Below are 21218 nucleotides of genomic sequence, written 5' to 3'. Positions count from 1 at the left end.
AGAACCGGCGTTACATCTATTTAAAGGCAGAATTCCCAATCAAAAAAAGTATCTTGGAGTTGTTGGTTTTTTTCAAATGTACCTATGCAAAACGATATTAAATATTTAAAACTGCTTTCTGAGCAGTATCCCAATACAGCCGCGGTGGCAAAAGAGGTTGTCTTACTTGAGGCCCTGCTTTCGCTGCCCAAAAGCCCCGAATTGTTTATAAGCGACATACACGGGGAGCACGAGTCTTTTCGGCATATGCTCAAGAATGCATCCGGTCGTATTCGGCACGAACTTTTGACGCTTTTTGAGGACGAACTCACCGAAGATTCCCTGCGCAGCCTGGCTACCTTGATTTATTATCCGCAGGAAAAACTGGATATTTTGAAATCCAAAAATTCGGATCTCGAAGAATTTTATACAATCGCGGTAAAACGCCTGTTGAAAGTCGCGCATCGGTTTACCGCAATTTATACCACACGCAAACTGGATCTGTTGTTACCGGTAAATTATAAAGTAGTTATTCGTGAACTGCTTGACGGGGAATCTGCCCCGGAACAGAAATTTGCTTACCGTCAAAATTTGTTGCGCTCCATCATCGCGATTGGTGAGGGTGATCAATTGATTATTGCCCTTGCAGAATTCATACAGCGGCTGGCTATTGCAAAAATACACGTGATCGGTGATATCTATGACCGCGGTCCCAGTGCAGAACAGGTTATGGACAGTCTCATCGCATACCATTCGGTAGACATACAGTGGGGCAATCACGACATTGTATGGATGGGTGCAGCATCGGGTTCCCGCGCCTGTATGGCAAACGTGATCCGGCTTTCGCTACGATATGGCAACACCCAAACCCTGGAGAATGGGTATGGCATCAATTTGTTGCCTCTGGCGTCGTTTGCACTTGAACATTACCGCGATGATAGCAGCCTGGCTTTTAATCCGAAAGTTGCTCCTGAGGATTTGCTTAACGAAAGTGAGGGCTGGCTCAATCGCATTATGCATAAAGCCATCAGTATTATTCAGTTTAAGCTGGAAGAGCAGCTGATAAGCAGAAGACCGGAATTGCGGATGGAACACCGTAAAATGCTGGAATGTATAGATTTCTCTAAAAATGAACTCACAGTTGAAGGTGAAACCTATGCGATGAAAGATGATTTTTTTCCTACTATCGATCCGGAAAATCCTACCGGGCTTTCCAAAGGGGAGCAGGAGCTTATGCAGCAACTTGCCGAATCCTTTGAACAGAGTGTGCGTCTTCAGGAACACGTACAGTTCTTATACGAAAAGGGAAGTATGTACCACATCGCAAATGATTGCCTGTTGTTTCACGGGTGCATTCCTATAGACAAAGACGGCAATCTGGCTGCAATAGAACTTTTGGGTAAAAAAAGAACTGGCCGGGAGTATATGGATTTTTTAGATAAACTTGCCCGCGAGGCCTATTCCGGGGTTTCAGGAACACGTGAAAATGAACTGGCAAAAGACATGATGTGGTATCTCTGGGCAGGACCAGACTCACCTTTATTCGGAAAAGATAAAATGGCCACTTTTGAGCGGTATTTTGTGACCGATGAAAAGCTGCATAAAGAAACCAAGAGTCCGTATTACCAGTACAGGGATCTGCCCGAAACAGCCGATAAAATCCTTAAGAATTTTGGCCTTGATCCTGCAAACAGCCTCATCATAAACGGTCATGTGCCTGTGGCTGTCAAAAAAGGGGAGAGTCCGGTCAAAGCGGAAGGTAAATTACTGGTCATAGACGGGGGTTTTGCAAAAGCCTATCAGGAACAAACGGGTATCGCGGGTTATACGCTCATTTTTGATCATATCGGTAAAAAAATCATCGCGCATCTTCCTTTTGAATCTACGGAAAAGGCGATTACCGAAGAGCTGGATATTTTGGAAGCGGAAACCATCTATTCGTATGAAGACAAGCCCTTAAAGGTGGAAGATATCAGGGACGGCAACAAGATAAAGGAACAGATAGCAGACCTCAAAGACCTATTAAACTCGTACCGCCTTGGCTTACTTACCGAACGTTTTCCACGAACGAGCAACTAGTGGATTTTAGAAGGATGTTCAGTTCTGGTTTTGAATCAATTTATGGGTTTTTTAACCCTAAAACTGAAGCGTAAACTCCGTTCCGGTTTCGGCAGTGCTCTGCAACTGACATTTCCATTTCTGCCTGAAGGCGAATGAAAATGTGTTTGTAGTAAAACTCTTTGTGACTTTGAGTATAAACCCTCGAAACCAGTAATTTACGACAAGCTTATGGGTGTGCTGCCGGAAACTCATAAAGTGAAGTAAACTGCCTTCATATCATAAAATTAAACTCAAACGTTTTCTCTTAAAAAAAGGTGAATTGAGGCCGGTATTCAGACCAAACAGGTTCTAAAACCATACTTTTGCGAAAAAGAAACTCATTTTGGAGAAATTACTAACAAAATTAGGAATGTTCCATTTGCCCTTTTTTGGTTTAAAAGGTCAGGGTTTTTGGTGTGTCTGTTGCCTGATATGCTTCTGTAACCTATGTTTTGCCCAGGAGATTTATGAGGGTGATTACGAGATCTCTGATTTTTCGGGCACAGCTACATACACGTATACCCTTAAAAAGGGCGATACCCTAAAAACCGGTCCTTTTTTATTTCAGCATACATCTCAGGATAATATTGACCCTATTGAAATTAAAGGAAGCTTTGAGAAGGATATTCCGGTAGGTTTATGGGAGTATTCCAGCGGTAACTACGTTCCGCAGAAGGAAAAGGAGTTTGTTGATTTTTCTTATGTGACCAAACTTGATGGATTAAAAAAAGCCATTAGCGGCAATTACCTCGAAGGTAAACCAGATAGCACGTGGACTATTCAACTCGACAGTATCAGGAATTCTAAGTTGTCTTCCAATCAGTTTAAAAGTGAAATCACTTATAAAGAAGGAATACCTCAGTTATCCTTTACAATAGAAACAACCGAAAATTTACTTGCGGGGAGACTTTTGCGCAATGGTTATGCACACGATACCTGGACGCTTTTCACTAAAGATGGCATCAATGAACTAGAAAACTGGGTTTTTGATAACGGGGTGCTAAAAGAAGTGCACATACGGATTAATGATAGTTTAGAAAAGACGATATCTTTTAATCTGGACGGAATAGAGGATGTTGAGGTTATTGATCTGGATGAAAACTACCTGACCATAATGGAGTTTGGTTTGCAAAACCGCGATACCACACACGTATTTGATCACGGATTAAGCAGTTTGCTTAAGGAGAATGCTGCTTATCAACATCAGGTAGAGTATATGATGTCTGATCTTGGCGCATCGGTCAAATTGGCGGGCATGAAAGTGGAGGTGCCAAAATATGAATTGTCAAGAGAAGAAGAAAGGAATCTTGATGCCATCGCCGACCATTATCAAAAGTCCCAATCTATAGCCAATACCGTTCTAACAGACACCCGGCTTGTATTGAAAAAGCTTACAGATCAGAAAGTAGCTCTGTTTTACAATTCCGCTGAAGACATACAAGTTAGATATCTGGAAAAGTTGGGAAAACTGCTTGAGTACAGAAAGGATCAGGTCATTAGCTTTATTAAACGTGATGACCTGATTAAAGGTCTGTGGCCATCAGGATTGCCTCCCCGGGTGGTTATGAGTCAGGATACATCCGGACGTGAAATTACTTATCCTATACAAACAGATTTAACGTATAAAACGATAACAGACAATTTACAGGATGTAGAGGATATGGCTCATTTTACGGAAGCACTTCTTACTGAGATACAAGATGATTTAGGACTTTCTTCAAATGATTTGACGCCGCAAAAGAACGCTGATACTAAAGAAGACGAGTTGGTCAAACAAGCCACACAGCTCAAAACATATATTGATTCTATCGCTAAGCCTCAACGCGATGATATCAAAAAAACAGTATTGGCGTTAAAAGAAAACACAGATAAGCAATTGCAGCAGTATGCCGTGATAGCCCAGGATAGTGTAGAAACTAAAAACAGGACGGCACAGGAACTCAACGTTTGCTTTGCCGAAAAGCGGGAGTTAGTAGATCTCCTGATCCAGATACCAGAGGATCAACAGAGGCTTAAGGAAGCATACACAGAAGAGGTATATGTGATCTTTACGGCAACTACAATGGAGGAGCAAGTAAAAAAACACATTATTAACTCATATGATGAGCAGATACTTCCTGAACTCCTTAAGCAGTTGCGGGAAGGTTTGCCCTGCACCGGAATTCAAGCCTGGATGACCACCTATAGAAATATTCAGGATCGTTTATTCAAACTTCGCAACGAAGATACCGGCCGCCTGGAACGGAAGTTAAAAAGAGAAGATAACCCTCAGGAAGTTCTAAGACTTTTGGGCGTTACTCAATAAAGACCAGCTATGCCCTCACAAAAGATCATTTTACCTTTCTTGTTAGCACTCACTCTGGCCTTTGTTAATCCCGTCAGGAGTCAGGATAGTCCTGACATGGACTCTGAAGCAGAAACCAGAGAGTCTAAGTATAAAGACGTCAAGAGGAAATTCTGGTTTAATACGTATGGCAACATACGCATCTCAAAACGCTTGTTCTGGATCGCGCAAACGCATCTTAGATTTGAGGAGACAGCCGGTACTCCCTATGTGGGTCAAATTGGCCAGATTTACAACAGGCACGCCATTGGGTACATTTACGATAAGAAAACCAATTTTGCCCTGGGTGGAGTTTTGCGACTTAATTTCAATACAGATCCTGACAGCGAAGGCCCTGATTTATTGCCGGAATACCGAATATGGCATCAATACCAGTTTGCGATGCCGGTTTATAACGCTATGGCCTATCACAGGATACGCATTGAACACCGATGGTCAAAAAGTTTTGGTGAAGAGGATGAATATATTTTCAGGAATCGGTACCGCTATATGTTTAGACTCAAAGTGCCTTTAAACAAGCCCAGTCTGCAGCCGGGCGCGCTATACGTAGCTCCGGAATCAGAGGTGATCTTACAAAGCGGAAAACAGGTTATTGACAGTCCATTAGAAGATGTACGGCTCAATACAACTTTAGGCTATATCATAAATCCAAGACTAACTGTAGCTGCCGGATTTATGTACAGTTTTGGCCAAACCCTTGATGACGGTTCTGTTTATAACCAGAATTATACCTTTAGAATTCACATGTATTTCTCACCAGATCTACGCAAGGTTAAGAACAAACTACCTTCTGTACATTTTAGAGACTAGAATACAGAAGTTTTAATAAGCTGTAACGGAACGGTAGCTTAAACCGATCTGTCTTACTAAAAAGTTTAGTGAACTTATGAAAAAGATTTTACCCTATATACTCACAGGTATTGTCACGGCAGTAGCTGTGTATCTATTCATAGAAAATCAACATCTTAAAAGTAATGCTGAAACAGAAGGGGATGCAGATACCCTGGGATTTTCTGTTGAGCAGCGCAACGAGATTGCCCGTGCAGATTCGTTGCTTCTAGCGGGATCGTATGAAGAGGCACAAAGCGCCTACGACAACTTACCCGAAAGTGTAGGGCTTGAAAGGGAATTGCGGCGGAAGATTTCCACAAAAATCCTCGACCTGGACAATCAATTGCGCTACACTAAAAACAAGAAATCGCTCAATACTGTTACAGATACAACGCTTACAAAAAATGAGGATATAGAATTGCAGGAGGTAGATTCTCTGAACTTTGCCCTGACTAAAGCCCAACTGGAACTCAAGAATATCAGAATGCAAATGCAGCAAAAAGTCTTTGGTGAATACCTGACTTTTAAGAGCAAAAAAGGAAACAGACTGCATTATGTGGGCGAGGTAAAAAACAAAAAAGCTAACGGATTGGGAATTGCCATTCTCGATACCGGTAGCCGCTACGAAGGGGAATGGCGCAATGGAATGCGACACGGTAAAGGCACGTTTTATTGGATAGATGGGGAGCATTATGAAGGGAATTATGTAAATGATATGCGCAGCGGTATGGGTACCTATTATTGGCCTAACGGCGAAAAATTCACGGGTGAGTGGAAAGACGACCTCCGTAACGGGGAGGGCGTTTTTTATGGTAAGGATGGTGAAGTAATCGCCAGCGGTATTTGGAAAGACGATAAACTGGAAGAACAGGATAAAGATAAATAGGTTTTTAGTCCTCGGACTTTAAAACTGCAGCGTAAACTCCGTTCCCCTTTCAGCATCGCTTTTAAGCTGAATTTTACCTTTATGCAGGGTCATAATCTGCTTGCTGAGGCTGAGACCAATGCCGCTTCCGGTTTTTTTGGTGCTAAAAAACGGAATAAAAATACTTTCCCGTATTTCTTCGGGTATGCCGCCGCCGTTGTCGCGTACTTTTATTTGCACCCTGCCCTTACTGTTTTGAGAAGACGTTACCACGATCTTTGGTTTTTCGACCTCCTGCGTCGCATCAATCGCATTCAGGATCAGGTTGATCAAAACCTGCTCAATGAGATAGCTGTCAATCTCGAAAGCCATTTCCGGATTTTCGGTTTTAAAATGAAGTGCCACCGGCTTATCAGCCAGTGAAGGTTGCATGAGGTCGCTGATGCTTTTAAAGAGTTCATTTACCTTAACCGTTTCCAGATTGAGATGCGTTACTTTACTCAGGCTGCGGTAGGTTTTGGCGAATTTCATTAGGCCTTCGCTACGTTTTTTAATACTGCTGATGCCCGCGTTGAGGTCATCCAATTCCAGCGGATGTAATTCTGCATTTTGCTGGTTGTTTTGAATGTGGTTTTGTAACGTTTCGGCGAGCGACGAGATGGGCGCAATGCTGTTCATAATCTCGTGGGTCATCACACTCAGGAGTTTTTTCCAGGCGTCAGACTCGTTTTGGTTGAGCGTATTTTCAATATTCTGAAGCACCACGAGCTTAAACGCATCTTCTTCCAGCTGAAAAACCGTTTCGGAAATCAGCACTTTTAACTGTTCGTTACGCAGGCTGAGGTTAACCGATACCGCTTCGGTACGGTAGGTGTCAAACAATTCAGTGTACAATTGCGGTCTGCGCTTTTCGACAAAACCTATGTTTTTAAAAGTGGGCAAATCGAGCGTGTTAAGCAGCGACTCGTTGACCCACAGCACTTCGCCGGTATCCAGATTGTAGGCGATGATGCCCACTTCAACCATTTCGAGAATTTTCTGCAGGTACACAAACTGCGCCTGCCGCTCGTTGTTGATGGCTTTGATGGTCTTGTTGACGTTATTAAAGCCCCTGTGCAGGTTGCGTAAATCCTGCGGCCCGTGTTTTTCGGAAAACCAGCGGGAGAAATCCCGGTATTTTACAGCCTCAAAAAAGTCATCAATCGCGACAAAGCGCCGTATCAAATAGCGGTATAGGTCGTACAGAATGATCAGCGTAATACCGCCGCCAATCAGCGAAAAAAGCAGACTCGTGTTGACTATTCCCCAGGCGATGCCCGTAAGTGCGGCCAGTAAAAGCAACACCCGCAGCAAAAGGCCGGCGATGTAGCTTTTATAGATCATATTTATTGAGTCTGCGGTAGAGGGCGGTACGGGTAATGCCCAGTTCTTTAGCCGATTTGGAAATGTTGCCCTTATTCTTTTCAATCACCTTGAGGATGGTATTTTTTTCTACCGCATCCAGGTTGGTGGTCTTGAGTTTATGCTCGGTTTCCGATTGCTGTTCTATGGGCGAAAAGGCTAAATCTTCGGCTACCAAAACCGAAGCTTCGGCCATAATCACAGCACGTTCCAGAGCATATTGCAGTTCGCGAACGTTGCCCGGAAAGCTGTGTTCTTTCAATTTTTTGATGAAGCCGGGATCCAGGCTGAAGCTTGCCTTGCCGTATTTTTCGGCATACAGCTTTACAAAATACTGGGCCAGCAGGCTCAGGTCTGTACCGCGATCCCGCAGCGGCGGAATCATCAAATCAACCGTGTTGATGCGGTAAATCAAATCTTTCCGGAATTTGCCTTCATCTGCCAGATCTTTCAGGCTCAGGTTGGTTGCGCAAATAAGCCGGATGTCTACGTTTACAGGTTCATTAGAGCCTAGCGGTGTTACCTGGCGATTCTGTAAAACGGTGAGTAAACGCGCCTGTTGCCGCAGGCTGATGTTTCCTATTTCATCCAAAAACAGCGTGCCCCCATCTGCAGTTTCAAAACGGCCTTTGCGGTCTTCACGCGCATCGGTAAAGGCTCCTTTTTTGTACCCGAAGAGTTCACTTTCAAAGAGACTTTCAGTCAGGGCACCTACATCTACTTTTACAAAAGGCTTGTTTTTACGCAGTGAATTTTCGTGAATAGAGCGTGCAATCAGGTCTTTCCCGGTTCCGTTTTCGCCCAAAATCAAAATATTGGCATCAGTAGGCGCCACTTTTTTCAGCTTTACAAAAACCTCCTGCATGGGTTCGCTATCACCTATAATTTTGGTTTCCGAGTCGAGTTTAATTTTTGGACTTCCCGCTTTTTTCTTTTTGGCTAAAATTTCAGCAATAGACTCCAGCAGTTTTTCATTCTTCCAGGGCTTGACCAAAAAATCAGACGCTCCTTCTTTAAGTGATCGAATGGCCAGATCGATATCACCGTAGGCCGTAATAAGCATCACGGCAATTTCAGGTTTTAGCGACTTGATTTTGTTGAGCCAAAAAATCCCTTCGTTACCGGTATTTACGAGTCCGTTGTAATTCATATCGAGAATCACCACGTCAAAATCCTGTTTGCTCAGAATAGCCTGCAGGGCGTTGGGATTTTTTTCAACCACAACCAGTTTTACCTGAGGCTTGAGCAAAAGACGAAGCGCGGTAAGTACATCTTCATCATCGTCAATGACCAGTATGTGGGCGTCTTTGAGTTGCATAGCTACAATATTACAATTTTCGGTTTTTGAGTAACGGCCAGAAAGCGGCTAATTTTTGGCTGTGCCAAAAGTGTATCGGAAGCGTACATGAAGTGTATCAAAACCGAACACTTTGATTAAGCGTATTATTTTTAAATAATTAATAATCAATAACTTATAGTTTTGGCACAATATTGCTTTGTAACTAAGTGCAAACAAAAATTTTTATGGACATCCCTTTAGAAAAGAAACGTTTTACCACACAGAAAATACTCATGATCGCAGGCGGTATTGCCCTTGCAGCTTTAATTGTTTTTGTGATTCTTTCCACCACCGGAACCTCAAAACTCAACGTTCAAAAAGAACGTCTGAGCATCGCGACAGTAAAACAAGATGTGTTTCAGGAAAACATTCCGGTAAACGGGGTAGTGATGCCCATTACCACCATTTACCTCGATGTGCTTGAGGGCGGAAGGGTTGAAGAAAAGTTTGTGGAAGACGGCGCGGTGATGAAAAAAGGCGAACCCATTTTACGCCTGTCCAATACCGATCTCGAGCTGAGCCTGGTGAATCAGGAAACGCAGGTGTACAATTTATTGACGCAAATGCAGATTTCGCAGAACGCCGCGCGTCAAAATACCATCGTAAAACTCAACCAGTACACCGATGTGGAAAACAGCCTCATCGAAGCGAAACGGGTGTACGAACTCAACAAAAAGCTCTACAACAAAGACGCGATTGCGCGTCAGGATCTGATCAAATCTGAAAATGATTACAATTATCAGAAAGAGCGTATGCAGCTGGCCGAACAGATTCTGGCTCAGGATTCAATTGCGGTGAAGCAGGAGAAAAATCAGGTTTCCAGTTCGTATTCACGTACGCAGAACGCTCTGGAATTGATGCGTCGTAAAGTGGCGGACCTCGTGGTGCGGGCGCCGGTAGACGGGCAGCTTACTTCGCTTGATGCCGAAATAGGTCAGTCTAAAAACAAAGGCGAGCGCCTGGGGCAGATAGACGTGTTGAGCGGCTATAAAGTGCGTGTGGATATTGACGAGCATTACATTTCCCGAATCTATACCGGGCAAAAAGGCTCTTTTGATTTCGACGGAAAAAGCTATACACTGGTCATCAAAAAGGTCTTTACTCAGGTAACAAACGGAAGATTTCAGGTAGATATGGAATTTGAATCGGATGTGCCCGAAGGGATACGCCGCGGTCAAACCCTGCAAATACGGGTGGCGCTGAGTCAGGAAAAACAGGCTTTGCTCATCCCCAAAGGCGGATTCTTTCAGGAAACCGGCGGCAACTGGATTTTTAAAGTGAGCGAAGACGGAAACACTGCCTATAAAGCAGACATTTCGCTGGGCAGCCAGAACACCGAATATTACGAGGTTTTAAGTGGCCTGGAGCCGGGAGACCGCGTGATCACCAGCAGTTACGATAATTATGATGAAGTGCAGGAACTGGTACTTCAGGATTAAAACAAAAATATGACAACACTACTCTTAGCATTTATAAACCTAATCCTTTCTTAGATGATCAAAATAACAGACTTAGAAAAGTATTACGCCACCGAAGAGGTGCGCACCATCGCCCTCAATAAACTGTCTTTTCAGGTGCAGGAAGGCGAATTTGTAGCCGTAATGGGTCCTTCGGGCTGCGGTAAATCGACTTTGCTCAATATTCTTGGATTGCTGGATGACCCGGATGGCGGCAGCTTTATCTTCAACGGTATTGAAGTAGCCGGTTTTAACGAACGCAAGCGGGCCGATTTGCGCAAGCACAACATCGGGTTTGTTTTTCAAAGCTTTAACCTGATTGACGAACTCACGGTTTTTGAAAATGTAGAGCTTCCGTTGATTTATACCGGCGTTAAACCAGCCGAGCGCAAAAAGCGGGTAGACGAGGTGCTCGAAAAAATGCAAATCATGCACCGCCGCAAGCACTTTCCGCAGCAATTATCGGGAGGGCAGCAGCAGCGTGTGGCCGTAGCCCGGGCCGTAGTTAACAATCCCAAGCTTATACTTGCCGATGAACCTACGGGTAACCTGGACAGCAGCAACGGTAACGAGGTGATGGATTTGCTTACCGAACTCAACGAAGCCGGCACGACCATCATTATGGTGACGCACAGCGAGCACGACGCCAAGTATAGCCACCGCATCATCAGGATGCTAGACGGTCAGAAGGTCACCGAAAATGTACTTTCAGAATACAAAAGCAAAACCTTAGAGGTTTAAGATTTCAGGGGATTCATTCATCAATCGGCAGCAGCCGAAACAATCAATCAAAAACGGGACTTCATCACTCCCAAATTTCTTAAAGCTATGCTTAAAAACTATTTCAAAATCGCCTGGCGAAACTTACTCAAGCACAAGGGTTACTCGGTTATCAACATCTTAGGTTTAGCGTTGGGAATGGCAGTAACACTTATGATAGGCCTTTGGGTTGCAGACGAGTTAAATTATAATGCCTATTATAAAAATAAAGAGCGCATTGCCCAAATCTATCAAACCGAAACTTACAACGGGGAGACTAATACGGGTGTGGCAATATCCAGACCGCTTGAGTTTGTCCTGCCTGAAGAGTATGCAGATAATTTTGAACACATTGTAATGGCTTCCTGGGAACAGTCTATGACCTTGCGCGTGGGAGATAATGTTGTGAATAAAAACGGAATGAGTATTCAAGAAGAGGCTCCCCAAATGCTTGATTTGCAGATTACCCAAGGAGAGCTTAATCCATTAAAGGAACAGAATGCTGTTATGATTTCACAGTCTTGTGCCAAAGCACTCTTTGGCACTGAATCGGCTTTAGGTAAAATCATCAATTTGAATGACCGGGACAACATGATGGTTACTGCGGTGTATGAGGATATTCCCAATAATAATTCGTTTCACGCTATCGACTTTTTTATCCCGTGGAAACACTACATCGTGTCTGAACCCTGGTTAAAAAATGCAGCTGACCAGTGGGGGAATAATTCTTTTCAGCTTTTTGTAGAAGTAAAAGAGCAGGCAGATTTAAACCAGGTTTCTCAGGCTATAGCAAACATAAAGCAGGAAAAAAACCCGAATTCGGTTCAGTTTAACTCAAAATTTTTTCTGTGGCCTATGGAAAAATGGCACTTATACGCTGATTTTGAGAATGGGATTTCCAGCGGAGGACGTATAGAAAATGTATGGCTTTTTGGCATTATAGGAGCGTTTGTATTGTTGTTAGCTTGCATCAATTTTATGAATCTAAGTACCGCACGATCTGAAAAGCGTGCGATGGAGGTAGGTATTCGGAAAGCCATCGGTTCTTCAAAAAGCCAACTCATAGGGCAGTTTCTCAGCGAATCCTTTCTAGTTGTATTTTTTGCTTTTGGTATTGCTTTAGGGTTGGTACTGCTGTTTTTAGACGGCTTCAACGAGCTGGCCAGCAAAGCGATAGATTTCCCTTGGAACAGTACGATCTTCTGGGTTGCAGCTTTTTTATTTATTAGTCTTACTGCTTTTATTTCAGGTAGTTACCCTGCTCTTTATCTGTCTTCGTTTAGACCTGTTAAAGTTTTGAAGGGAACATTTAAAGCCGGAAAAATGGCTGCCTTACCTCGAAAGGTATTGGTAGTAACTCAATTCAGCGTTTCAATCGCTCTGATAATTGGGACGCTTATTGTGATGTCTCAGATTGAATTCAGCAAAAACAGACCGATAGGTTATCAAACGGAAGGTTTGATTCAAATTCCAGTAATGAGTTATGAATTCGTAGGAAAAGATGATTTGATGCGTCAGCAGTTTTTAACCTCGGGAGCAGTGATGGAGATGGCTACTTCCAGCAGTCCCAGCACAGATGTATGGTCTAACAGAAGCGGCTACGACTGGGAAGGTAAACCCGAAGGTTTTCAGGAAGACTTCGCCTTTACCGAAGTGTCTTATGAGTATGTAGAGACTTTGGGACTGAAAGTAGTGGAAGGTCGGGGTTTCTCCAGAGCATTTGCTACAGATTCCAGTGCAATTCTTCTTAATGAAGCTGCAGTTAAATATATGGGATTAAAAGATCCTGTGGGCAAAATCATTCGTCAGGGAAGTGAGGAAAACCCAACGCTTTTACGTGTGATAGGCGTTGTGGAAGATGCGGTTGTACAGTCACCCTATGAACCGGTAAAGCAGGCTGTTTATGTTCTGGATAAATACGGCAACGCCAGCTACTGGAATTTACGCTTAAACCCGGGTCAAAGTGCGGGTGAAAATTTGGCGCAGATTGAAGAGGTGTTTACCCGCAACTTTCCAAATACTCCTTTTAGTTATGATTTTGTAGATCAGGAATATGCCAGAAAGTTTGCCGAGGAGGAGCGCGTAGCGAGCCTTGCAAAAATATTTACCGTGCTTGCCATAGTAATCAGTTGTTTAGGCTTGTTTGGCTTAGCTTCGTTTGTAGCAGCGCAACGCACTAAAGAAATAGGCGTGCGTAAAGTGTTGGGTGCTTCCGTGGCTAACCTGTGGCTGCTGCTGTCTAAAGATTTTGTTTTGCTGGTTGTGATTGCTTTGCTCATCGCCTCACCGGTCGCATTCTACCTGATGCAGGAGTGGATTCAAAAATTCACCTATCGAACCGATATTTCCCCGTTGATATTTATAGCTGCTGCATTTGGAGCTCTTTTAATAACCTTGATTACCGTAAGCTTTCAGGCCATTAAAGCCGCAATCGCTAACCCTGTAAAATCCTTGAGAACAGAGTGAATCCCTATTGGCTAAACCTCACAGGTTTTAGAAACCTGTGAGGTTTGCTCTAAGTACAATAAGAATAGCAATGAAAATAACAATAGATCATGCTTAAAAACTATTTCAAAATCGCCTTTAGAAACCTTTGGAAGAACAAGGGATACAGCGCACTCAATATTTTTGGCCTTGCCATAGGAATCACCTGTGCCAGCATCATTCTGCTTTGGGTTGAAGATGAGATGAGTTATGATACTGTAGTTACAGATCAGGAACGGGTGTACAGTGTGCCTACCAATCAGGTCTATGAAGGGCAAACACGTACGTTTTTTCAGGCGACACCGGGACCTTTAGCTGCAGCTTTAAAAGCTGAGATTCCTGAAATAACCAGGGCAGCGCGCTTTCGTAATGCCGACTTTTTGTTTAGCGTGAATAATTCTTCGGTTGTTAGTAGCGGTTCCTACACTGATGCCGATTTTTTGGATCTGTACGACCTGAAATTTATTGAGGGCAATGCATCTGAAGCGTTTAAGAGTAAAGACGGAATCGTTATTACGCAGGAGTTGGCTCAAATTCTTTTTGAAAATCCAAACAATCTATACGGACAGAGTGTTCAGATTAACCAGAAGGAACATTTTAAAATAACCGGAGTAATTGAAAATCTTCCCAAAAATACCACTTACGGTTTTAGCTGGCTTGTACCTTTTGAAAACTTTACTCAGGACAAACCCTGGACTCAGGACTATGGCAGCAATTTTACAGACACCTTTGTGATGCTGGCGCCGGGTGCTGATTTCAACACGGTTAATGCCAAAGTAAAGCAGGTTTTACCGGCAAAGACCGACGATGCAGATACCCAGGCCATTCTGCATGCAGCAAAAGACTGGCATCTGAGATCTGATTTTAAAAACGGAGAAGTGGTAGGCGGAAGAATAGAGTACGTGCGCTTATTCAGTTTTGTGGCCCTGATCATCTTAATCATTGCTTGCATCAATTTTATGAATTTGTCAACCGCCCGAAGCGAGAAACGGGCAAACGAAGTAGGGGTGCGTAAAACTTTGGGTTCAGATAAAAAGCAGCTGATTCTTCAATTTATAACCGAGGCGATGCTTACTGCTCTATTGGCTGCGGTATTGAGTGTATTGGTACTGCTGCTCATCATTCCTGCTTTTAACGGACTTATAGGAAAGCAGCTTTCATTAGGTCTTACAGTACCCTCACATTTAATTTCATTATTAGGAATAACGCTTACCTGCGGAATATTGGCAGGCCTTTACCCTGCGTTTTACCTTTCTTCTTTTAAGCCCATAGCGGTTTTAAAAGGCAATCGCATACAGGCTAAAGGAGCCGGTTTTGTGCGGAAGGGGCTCGTGATAACCCAGTTTTCGGTTTCTATTGTTTTCATCATAAGCACCCTTCTGGTTTATCAGCAGGTGCAGCACGTAAAAAATCGGGATTTAGGCCTAAATAAAGAAAACCTGATTGAAATACCTGTAAATGGAGATTTGATTAAAAACAGGAATGCGATAGCAGAAAGCCTGAAGAATACCGGGATGGTAGGCAGTTTGGGTTTATCAAATTCAAACATAATGTCTGCCGGTAATAACGGTTCGGGTTTGAGATGGCAGGGAGGAACCGATACAGAAGATGTTTTGGTGTCTTTCAGGTATGTCACTGATGGTTATTTAGAAACGACCGGGATTAAGATTCTTGAAGGTCGGGGTTTCAGTACAAGCGTAGCACAAGACAGCACGCACGTACTTATCACCGAATCATTTGCAAAACTAATGGGAGCAGGCAGTGCACTGGGTAAAACCATAGACTGGTTTGGCGATACGGTTACCGTTGTTGGAGTGACTAATGATTATTTATATGGTGATATGTATGGCACCAGTGATCCGGTTATGTTTTTCAACTTTCCGTCTGAGGCCCAATACATGTATCTGAGGACCAATCCCAACTACCCGGCAGATGAAATCTTGAGTACCATAGAGCAAACCCTCAAAACCTACAACCCGGGTTATCCCTTTGAATACGAGTTTGTAGATGCCGCGTTTGACCGGCGGTTTAAAAACGAACAGTTGATGGGTTCGTTATCCCAAATTTTTGCGGCGCTTTCCATCTTGATATCCTGCCTGGGTCTGTTTGGACTTTCGGCTTACACCGCACAGCAACGGCGCAAAGAAATAGGGGTGCGCAAAGTGTTAGGCTCGAGTGTCGCCGGTATCGTGCGCTTACTGTCTAAAGATTTTATAGTTCTGGTACTGGTTTCCATAGTAATTGCAGTCCCATTGGCCTGGTATATTATGTACAGCTGGCTGCAGGGATTTGCCTATCGCATATCGATTAACGTCTGGGTATTTGTAGTTGCGGGTATTGCCGCTATAGGAATTGCCCTGTTAACCGTAAGCTTTCAGGCCATTAAAGCCGCAATCGCCAACCCCGTAAAATCCTTGAGAACCGAATAAGCCCCCGAGCCCCCGAGCCCCCTAACCCCCGAAGGGGGGATTAATGGAAAGGGGAAGGGGTTAAATGTTAATGGTTAATTGGGTTATTAGGTTACTGAGTTATTTAAAAGACTAACTCCAAATTCAATAAAGAATAACAATAGCAATAACACTAGACAATGTCAAAGAACTATATCAAAATCGCCTGGCGGAATATCAAAGCAAACCGCCTGTTTACGGGTTTAAACATCATTGGCCTGGTGGTTGGCTTATGTGTTTGTATTGTGCTGTTTTCCTTTGTAAATACCGAACTCAGCTTTGATAAAATGTATTCGCACGCTGAAGCCATTTACCGTGTGAATATGAAGACTTCCGAAGTATACAACTTTGAAACCTGGGCCGAACTACCCAACGCCGTTGGTCCGGCGATGGTCAAAGACATTCCGCAGGTTAAAAGAATGACGCGGCTCATTAAAGACGATTTTGGAGTCACGGCCTCTTTAAAAATTGGGACTAAAAACTTTACAGAAGACGGACTTTACCTTGCAGATTCTACGGTGTTTGAGATGTTTGACTTTAAATTTTTAGAAGGAAACTCAAAAAATGCATTTGCCAACCCCAACTCGGTGGTACTGTCTCAGGCTGCTAAAGAACGGTTTTTTGGTACTAAATCTGCTCTGGGTGAATTTATCACTGTAAACAACCGCGATACGCTTCAGGTCTCCGGAGTCTACACAAACCTACCCCGTAACAGTGTGATAGACTGCGAGCTGATTTACAATATCATGGACTCGTGGATGGGGCAAAATGAGTATTGGAGCAATGCCAGCTATGAGACCTATGTGCAAGTACAACCCGAAACTCCCGTGGCACAAATTGAATCTCAGGCAACCCGGTTGATCGATAAATATGTTGCTAAAGAAGGACAGTATTTCACCCGGTTTTACCTGCAACCCTTAACCAAAATACACCTGTACTCAGCAGGAATTGGCGACGGATATTCTTCAAAGCTGGGAAGTATTACCACTGTTAGAAGTTTGGTATTTCTGTCTGTACTGGTATTGCTAATCGCCTGCATCAACTATATGAATCTGGCGACAGCAAATTCGCAGAAGCGCAGAAAGAGCATAGGGGTTAATAAAGTTTTGGGCGCCAGCCGGAAGCATATGCTTTCCCTGTTTTATGTAGAAACCGCGATTCTGGTTTTTATAGCCGTGGTTCTCGCTTTTGGGATTTCATTTTTGGTACTGCCTCTGTTTAAAAATTTCACCGGTAATACGCTGCATTACAGTGATCTGTTAGCTACACCTATTTTAATTGGCTTAGCTCTTATCTGGCTGCTGGTTACCCTCGTTGCGGGTAGCTATCCAGCGCTTTCTATGACCGGAATTTCGCCGCTTTCGCTGGTGAATAAATCCACAAAAAAGCATACCGCCTCAGAAGTTGTGCGAAAGGGTCTCGTGGTGTTTCAGTTTGCGGCTTCTATCATTTTAATTATTGCGGTTACCGTGATCGTGCAGCAAATGGATTTTATAAAAAATAAAGACCTGGGTTATAATCCCGATGGCGTGGTTGCGGTTTCGGTAAAATCTGCCGAAAACAGGCAGCAGGTTCAAAATCTGCAAAACGCTTTAAACCGAAAGACTTATGTAGCGGGTATTGCAGCCGTACAATCTATACCCGGGGCCGATGAAAGCGGCAGGTCTGTAAGCCGTTTAAGCACAGATCAAACGGGAATGCCCATCGCGAGTTGCCGTACCGAAGGTAATGTGGTTGAAACCTTAAAACTGAAGCTTCTTGCCGGTTCTGAGCTTCCGCAAAACATTCCCGAGGGAGATTCGCTTGTGTATACGTTGATAAACGAAAAGATACTCCACTACCTGAATTATAAAACCCCTGAAGATGCGGTAAATAAACCCATAAATACAGAGCTGGGCGGTAAAGCCATTATCACGGGCGTGGTGGCAAATTTCAACTTCAATTCACTTAAAGAAGACAGTGGCGGGTACATGTATTACAAAGCCAATGATGCCCCTGAAGGTATACGCACCCTCCTGATACGCTACAATACCCAAAACCTGCAACAATTAATCAGCGATTTAGAGCAAACCTTTAATGAAAATTTGCCCAATACAGCTTTTGACTACGCTTTTGTAGACAGGCATGTCGCGCAGCTTTACGCTTCAGAAGAGCGCACAGCACGTACGGCAACCTTATTTTCGGTGCTGGCCATTTTTGTTGCCTGTTTGGGTCTTTTTGGTCTCGCGGCCTTTATGGCAGAACAACGCACCAAAGAGATCGGGGTGCGTAAAGTTTTAGGTGCCAGTGTTGCGGGAGTAACACGACTGCTCTCCAAAGATTTTTTAAAACTGGTAGGAGTGGCCTTTTTACTGGCGTCTCCAGTGGCATACTGGATTATGAGCGCCTGGTTACAGAATTTCAGCTACCGTACGCCTATACACTGGTGGGTATTTGGTCTTGCAGGTCTGGGAGCAACACTCATCGCGTTTGTAACGGTAAGCTTTCAGGCTGTAAAAGCCGCAATAGCTAACCCTGTAAAATCATTAAGAACCGAATAAGCCCCGAGCCTCCGAGCCCCCTAACCCCCAAAGGGGGGATTAATGGAAATGGGTTAAATGTTAATGGTTAATTGGGTTATTAGGTTACTGAGTTATTTAAAAGACTAACTCCAAATTCAATAACAATAACAATAGATAATGTTAAAAAACTATATCAAAATCGCGTTTAGGAATCTGTGGAAAGACAAAAGCTTTACCCTGCTTAATCTGCTGAGACTGAGTGTCGCATTTGCGGCAGCGCTGCTGCTGGGGATGTATGCTTTTTTTGATTTGTCGTACGATCAATTTCACGAAAATAAGGAAGACCTTTTTCAGGTGTATTACAGCGAGCAGACCCCCGATGGTCAGGAACTGGCGACCTCTATGCCGGTGCCTTTTGCGCCTGCACTGGAGCGGGAACTGCCCAATATCAAGCACATTTCCCGCTACATCAGCGATCACGCCCTCAATCTGGAGGAAGGTAAGGAGCTTGATTTGAGATTGATCTTTACAGATCCTGAATTTTTTGAGATGTTTAGTTTTGAAACGCTCAGAGGTCCGGTTGATGTTTTGAAAAACGATTCACAAATAAGCATTACCGAAGAGACCGCCCAACGTTTATTTGGCAAGACCGAAGTGCTGGGCGAACGCCTAAACCTGCTTGTAAACGGGCGCAACGAGGTGTTTACCGTAGGAAGTATTCTTAAAGATATTCCGGTAACCAGCGGGCTTCGGTTTGACGCGGCAGTTAATTTCACCCATTCTCCCAATTATGCCGAAAATGTTGACCGTTGGGATTCCCGAAATCATTCGGTTTTTATTCAGCTTAGTGCAGATACCACCCCAGAGGCACTCACGCAAAGCGCGGTTTCCTTTAACAACCTGCATTATCAGGGAAACATTGAAGATCTTAAACGTGACGGCGCGCAACCCAATGCAAACGGCAATTATTTAGAACTTAATCTCCTTCCTTTTAAAGACATTCATTTTGCTGATTTTAAAGGAGATTACTTAAAAGTGAGTCGGGCTTATCCCTATATGATTTTAGGGATTGGGTTACTCATTCTGTTTATTGCGGGGATCAATTTTGTGAATATGAGCATTGCGCGTAGTGCCCAGCGCCTGCGGGAAATAGGTATGCGTAAAACCCTCGGCGCGGCTAAAAAACAGTTGTTTTTTCAGTTTTGGAGCGAAAGCGTCTGGATCTTTTTAATTGCACTCCTGCTGGGGATAGGTCTTAGTCTGGCTTTAGAATCCCCTTTTCGCCAGCTCTTCAACACCCCGGCGAGACTTACAGATATGAGTTCGTCAACACTTGTAATCACCCTTTTAATTTCATTTATCCTGATCACGTTTATTGCGGGCGGCTATCCGGCTTTGGTTTTGAGCAAACTGGGCACACTCAAAGCCTTAAAAGGAAAGCTTGATTTAGCCGGTAAAAACCGGGTGCGCAATGCGCTGATGGTGGTGCAGTTTAGCATTGCGATTGTGTTGATTTCCGGGACTTTGGTCCTGGGGAAGCAGCTGGACTATATGCGGAATAAAGACCTTGGGTTTAATAAGGAACAGGTGGTTGCTATTCCTTTAAACGGAAAGCGCACCAACCGCCAGAATGTGGCTTTGCTGCGCAACGAACTAGCCGGGAAACCGGGTATTCTTTCGGTTACGGCTTCAGACAACAACCTGGGTCTCGGGAAAGACGGAAGCACCTATTTTAGCCGGATGGGCTTTGATTATAAAGGCCGTGGCGTTTCTACCAATATGCTGGTAGTTGACTATGATTACCCGGAAACTTTAGGCCTTCAGTTGAAAGAGGGGCGTACGTTTAGCCGAAGTTATTCCGGCGACAGCCTTTCTATTGTAATCAATGAAGCGATGGCGCGCGAACTTCAGGAAGAAGATCCCCTAAACAAACAACTTATTATTGACGATTCCATCAAATATACCGTGGTGGGCGTCCTGAAGGATTACAACTTTCAGTCGCTCAACAAAAAAATCGAACCTATAAGTCTGTTTATGAAAGGCGATTGGGATTTGTATTATGCTTTTGTAAAGGTGGCTCCTCAAAATATGGCCCAGACTTTTGAAAGCATCGAAGATGCCTGGAAACGCATTGAGCCCAACGCCGAATTTCTCGGCTCTTTTTTAGATGAAAACATCGACCGCACCTTTAAACGCGAGCGCACGATGACCACCATCATCAGCAGCGGTTCGCTGATTGCCATTATCCTAAGCTGTATCGGACTTTTTGCGATCTCGATGCTGGTAGTGACGCAACGAACCAAAGAAATCGGGGTCCGTAAAGTGGTAGGCGCCAGTGTCGCGCAAATCACATTTTTATTGACTAAAGATTTTCTGAAACTCGTAGGCGTCGCTTTTGTAATTGCCGCCCCGGTTGCCTGGTGGCTGTTATCACAATGGCTGCAGGATTATGAATACCGTATTGAATTGCATCTTTGGATTTTTCTGGCAGCCGGTCTGCTGGCGGTTTTTATAGCCCTGTTTACGATAAGTTTCAGGACCATACGGGCAGCGCTTAAGAATCCGGTGGAATCGCTGCGTACCGAATGAGCCCCGAGCCCCCTAACCCCCAAAGGTGGAATTAATGGAAATCGGTTAAATGTTAATGGTTAATTGGGTTATTAGGTTACTGAGTTATTTAAAAGATCAACTCCAAATTCAATAAGGAATAG

The 21218-nt window shown here is 43.8% G+C and carries 12 protein-coding genes; 10 read left to right on the top strand and 2 right to left on the bottom strand.

All coding sequences use genetic code 11. From position 1 onward, the window contains the following. The first annotated feature begins 84 nt into the window (after positions 1–84). The 4 genes from LLW17_RS04880 to LLW17_RS04865 all read left to right on the top strand — a co-directional run bounded on the left by LLW17_RS04880 (position 85) and on the right by LLW17_RS04865 (position 6140). A complete protein-coding gene (locus LLW17_RS04880) occupies positions 85–2058 on the top strand; it encodes a fructose-1,6-bisphosphatase (RefSeq protein ID WP_228229141.1) in 1974 nt (657 codons plus the stop codon). A 364-nt stretch (positions 2059–2422) separates the two neighbouring features. Then, the gene (locus tag LLW17_RS04875; protein WP_228229140.1) at positions 2423–4384 is read left to right on the top strand and encodes a hypothetical protein; all 1962 of its coding nucleotides are present in this window, start codon (positions 2423–2425) and stop codon (positions 4382–4384) included. 9 nt (positions 4385–4393) lie between these two features. Then, entirely contained in the window at positions 4394–5233 is an 840-nt protein-coding gene (locus LLW17_RS04870; RefSeq protein WP_228229139.1) for a DUF2490 domain-containing protein, read from the top strand. Positions 5234–5309: 76 nt separating this feature from the next. Continuing rightward, positions 5310–6140 (top strand): MORN repeat-containing protein, encoded by an 831-nt coding sequence (locus LLW17_RS04865; RefSeq protein ID WP_228229138.1) that lies wholly within the window; start codon positions 5310–5312, stop codon positions 6138–6140. A gap of 18 nt (positions 6141–6158) precedes the next feature. On the opposite strand, the gene LLW17_RS04860 is transcribed toward LLW17_RS04865, so the two are convergent. Continuing rightward, positions 6159–7502 carry a sensor histidine kinase gene (locus tag LLW17_RS04860; RefSeq protein ID WP_228229137.1) on the bottom strand — a complete coding sequence of 448 codons (1344 nt, stop codon included), beginning with the start codon at positions 7500–7502 and terminating at the stop codon, positions 6159–6161. After that, on the bottom strand, positions 7492–8838 hold the full coding sequence (locus LLW17_RS04855; RefSeq protein WP_228229136.1) for a sigma-54-dependent transcriptional regulator: 1347 nt from the start codon (positions 8836–8838) through the stop codon (positions 7492–7494). The genes LLW17_RS04860 and LLW17_RS04855 overlap by 11 nt, the downstream gene beginning before the upstream one ends. Before the next feature lie 206 nt (positions 8839–9044). Here LLW17_RS04855 and LLW17_RS04850 point away from each other — a divergent pair, with 206 nt between their 5' ends. The 6 genes from LLW17_RS04850 to LLW17_RS04825 all read left to right on the top strand — a co-directional run bounded on the left by LLW17_RS04850 (position 9045) and on the right by LLW17_RS04825 (position 21096). Then, positions 9045–10298 (top strand): efflux RND transporter periplasmic adaptor subunit, encoded by a 1254-nt coding sequence (locus tag LLW17_RS04850; RefSeq protein WP_228229135.1) that lies wholly within the window; start codon positions 9045–9047, stop codon positions 10296–10298. A gap of 54 nt (positions 10299–10352) precedes the next feature. After that, positions 10353–11057, top strand: a complete 705-nt coding sequence (locus LLW17_RS04845) for an ABC transporter ATP-binding protein (protein ID WP_099645749.1) — start codon at positions 10353–10355, stop codon at positions 11055–11057. 87 nt (positions 11058–11144) lie between these two features. Further along, positions 11145–13541, top strand: a complete 2397-nt coding sequence (locus LLW17_RS04840; protein WP_228229134.1) for an ABC transporter permease — start codon at positions 11145–11147, stop codon at positions 13539–13541. 89 nt (positions 13542–13630) lie between these two features. Beyond that, a complete protein-coding gene (locus LLW17_RS04835) occupies positions 13631–15988 on the top strand; it encodes an ABC transporter permease (protein ID WP_228229133.1) in 2358 nt (785 codons plus the stop codon). A 158-nt stretch (positions 15989–16146) separates the two neighbouring features. Beyond that, positions 16147–18546 carry an ABC transporter permease gene (locus LLW17_RS04830; protein ID WP_228229132.1) on the top strand — a complete coding sequence of 800 codons (2400 nt, stop codon included), beginning with the start codon at positions 16147–16149 and terminating at the stop codon, positions 18544–18546. 138 nt (positions 18547–18684) lie between these two features. Next, on the top strand, positions 18685–21096 hold the full coding sequence (locus LLW17_RS04825) for an ABC transporter permease (RefSeq protein ID WP_228229131.1): 2412 nt from the start codon (positions 18685–18687) through the stop codon (positions 21094–21096). Positions 21097–21218 lie beyond the last annotated feature (122 nt).

Source organism: Leeuwenhoekiella parthenopeia (assembly GCF_020782115.1).
In the GTDB taxonomy this organism is placed as follows: domain Bacteria; phylum Bacteroidota; class Bacteroidia; order Flavobacteriales; family Flavobacteriaceae; genus Leeuwenhoekiella; species Leeuwenhoekiella parthenopeia.
Note: the sequence above shows the minus strand (reverse complement) of the source record. Positions and strands in the feature narration are given on the sequence as shown.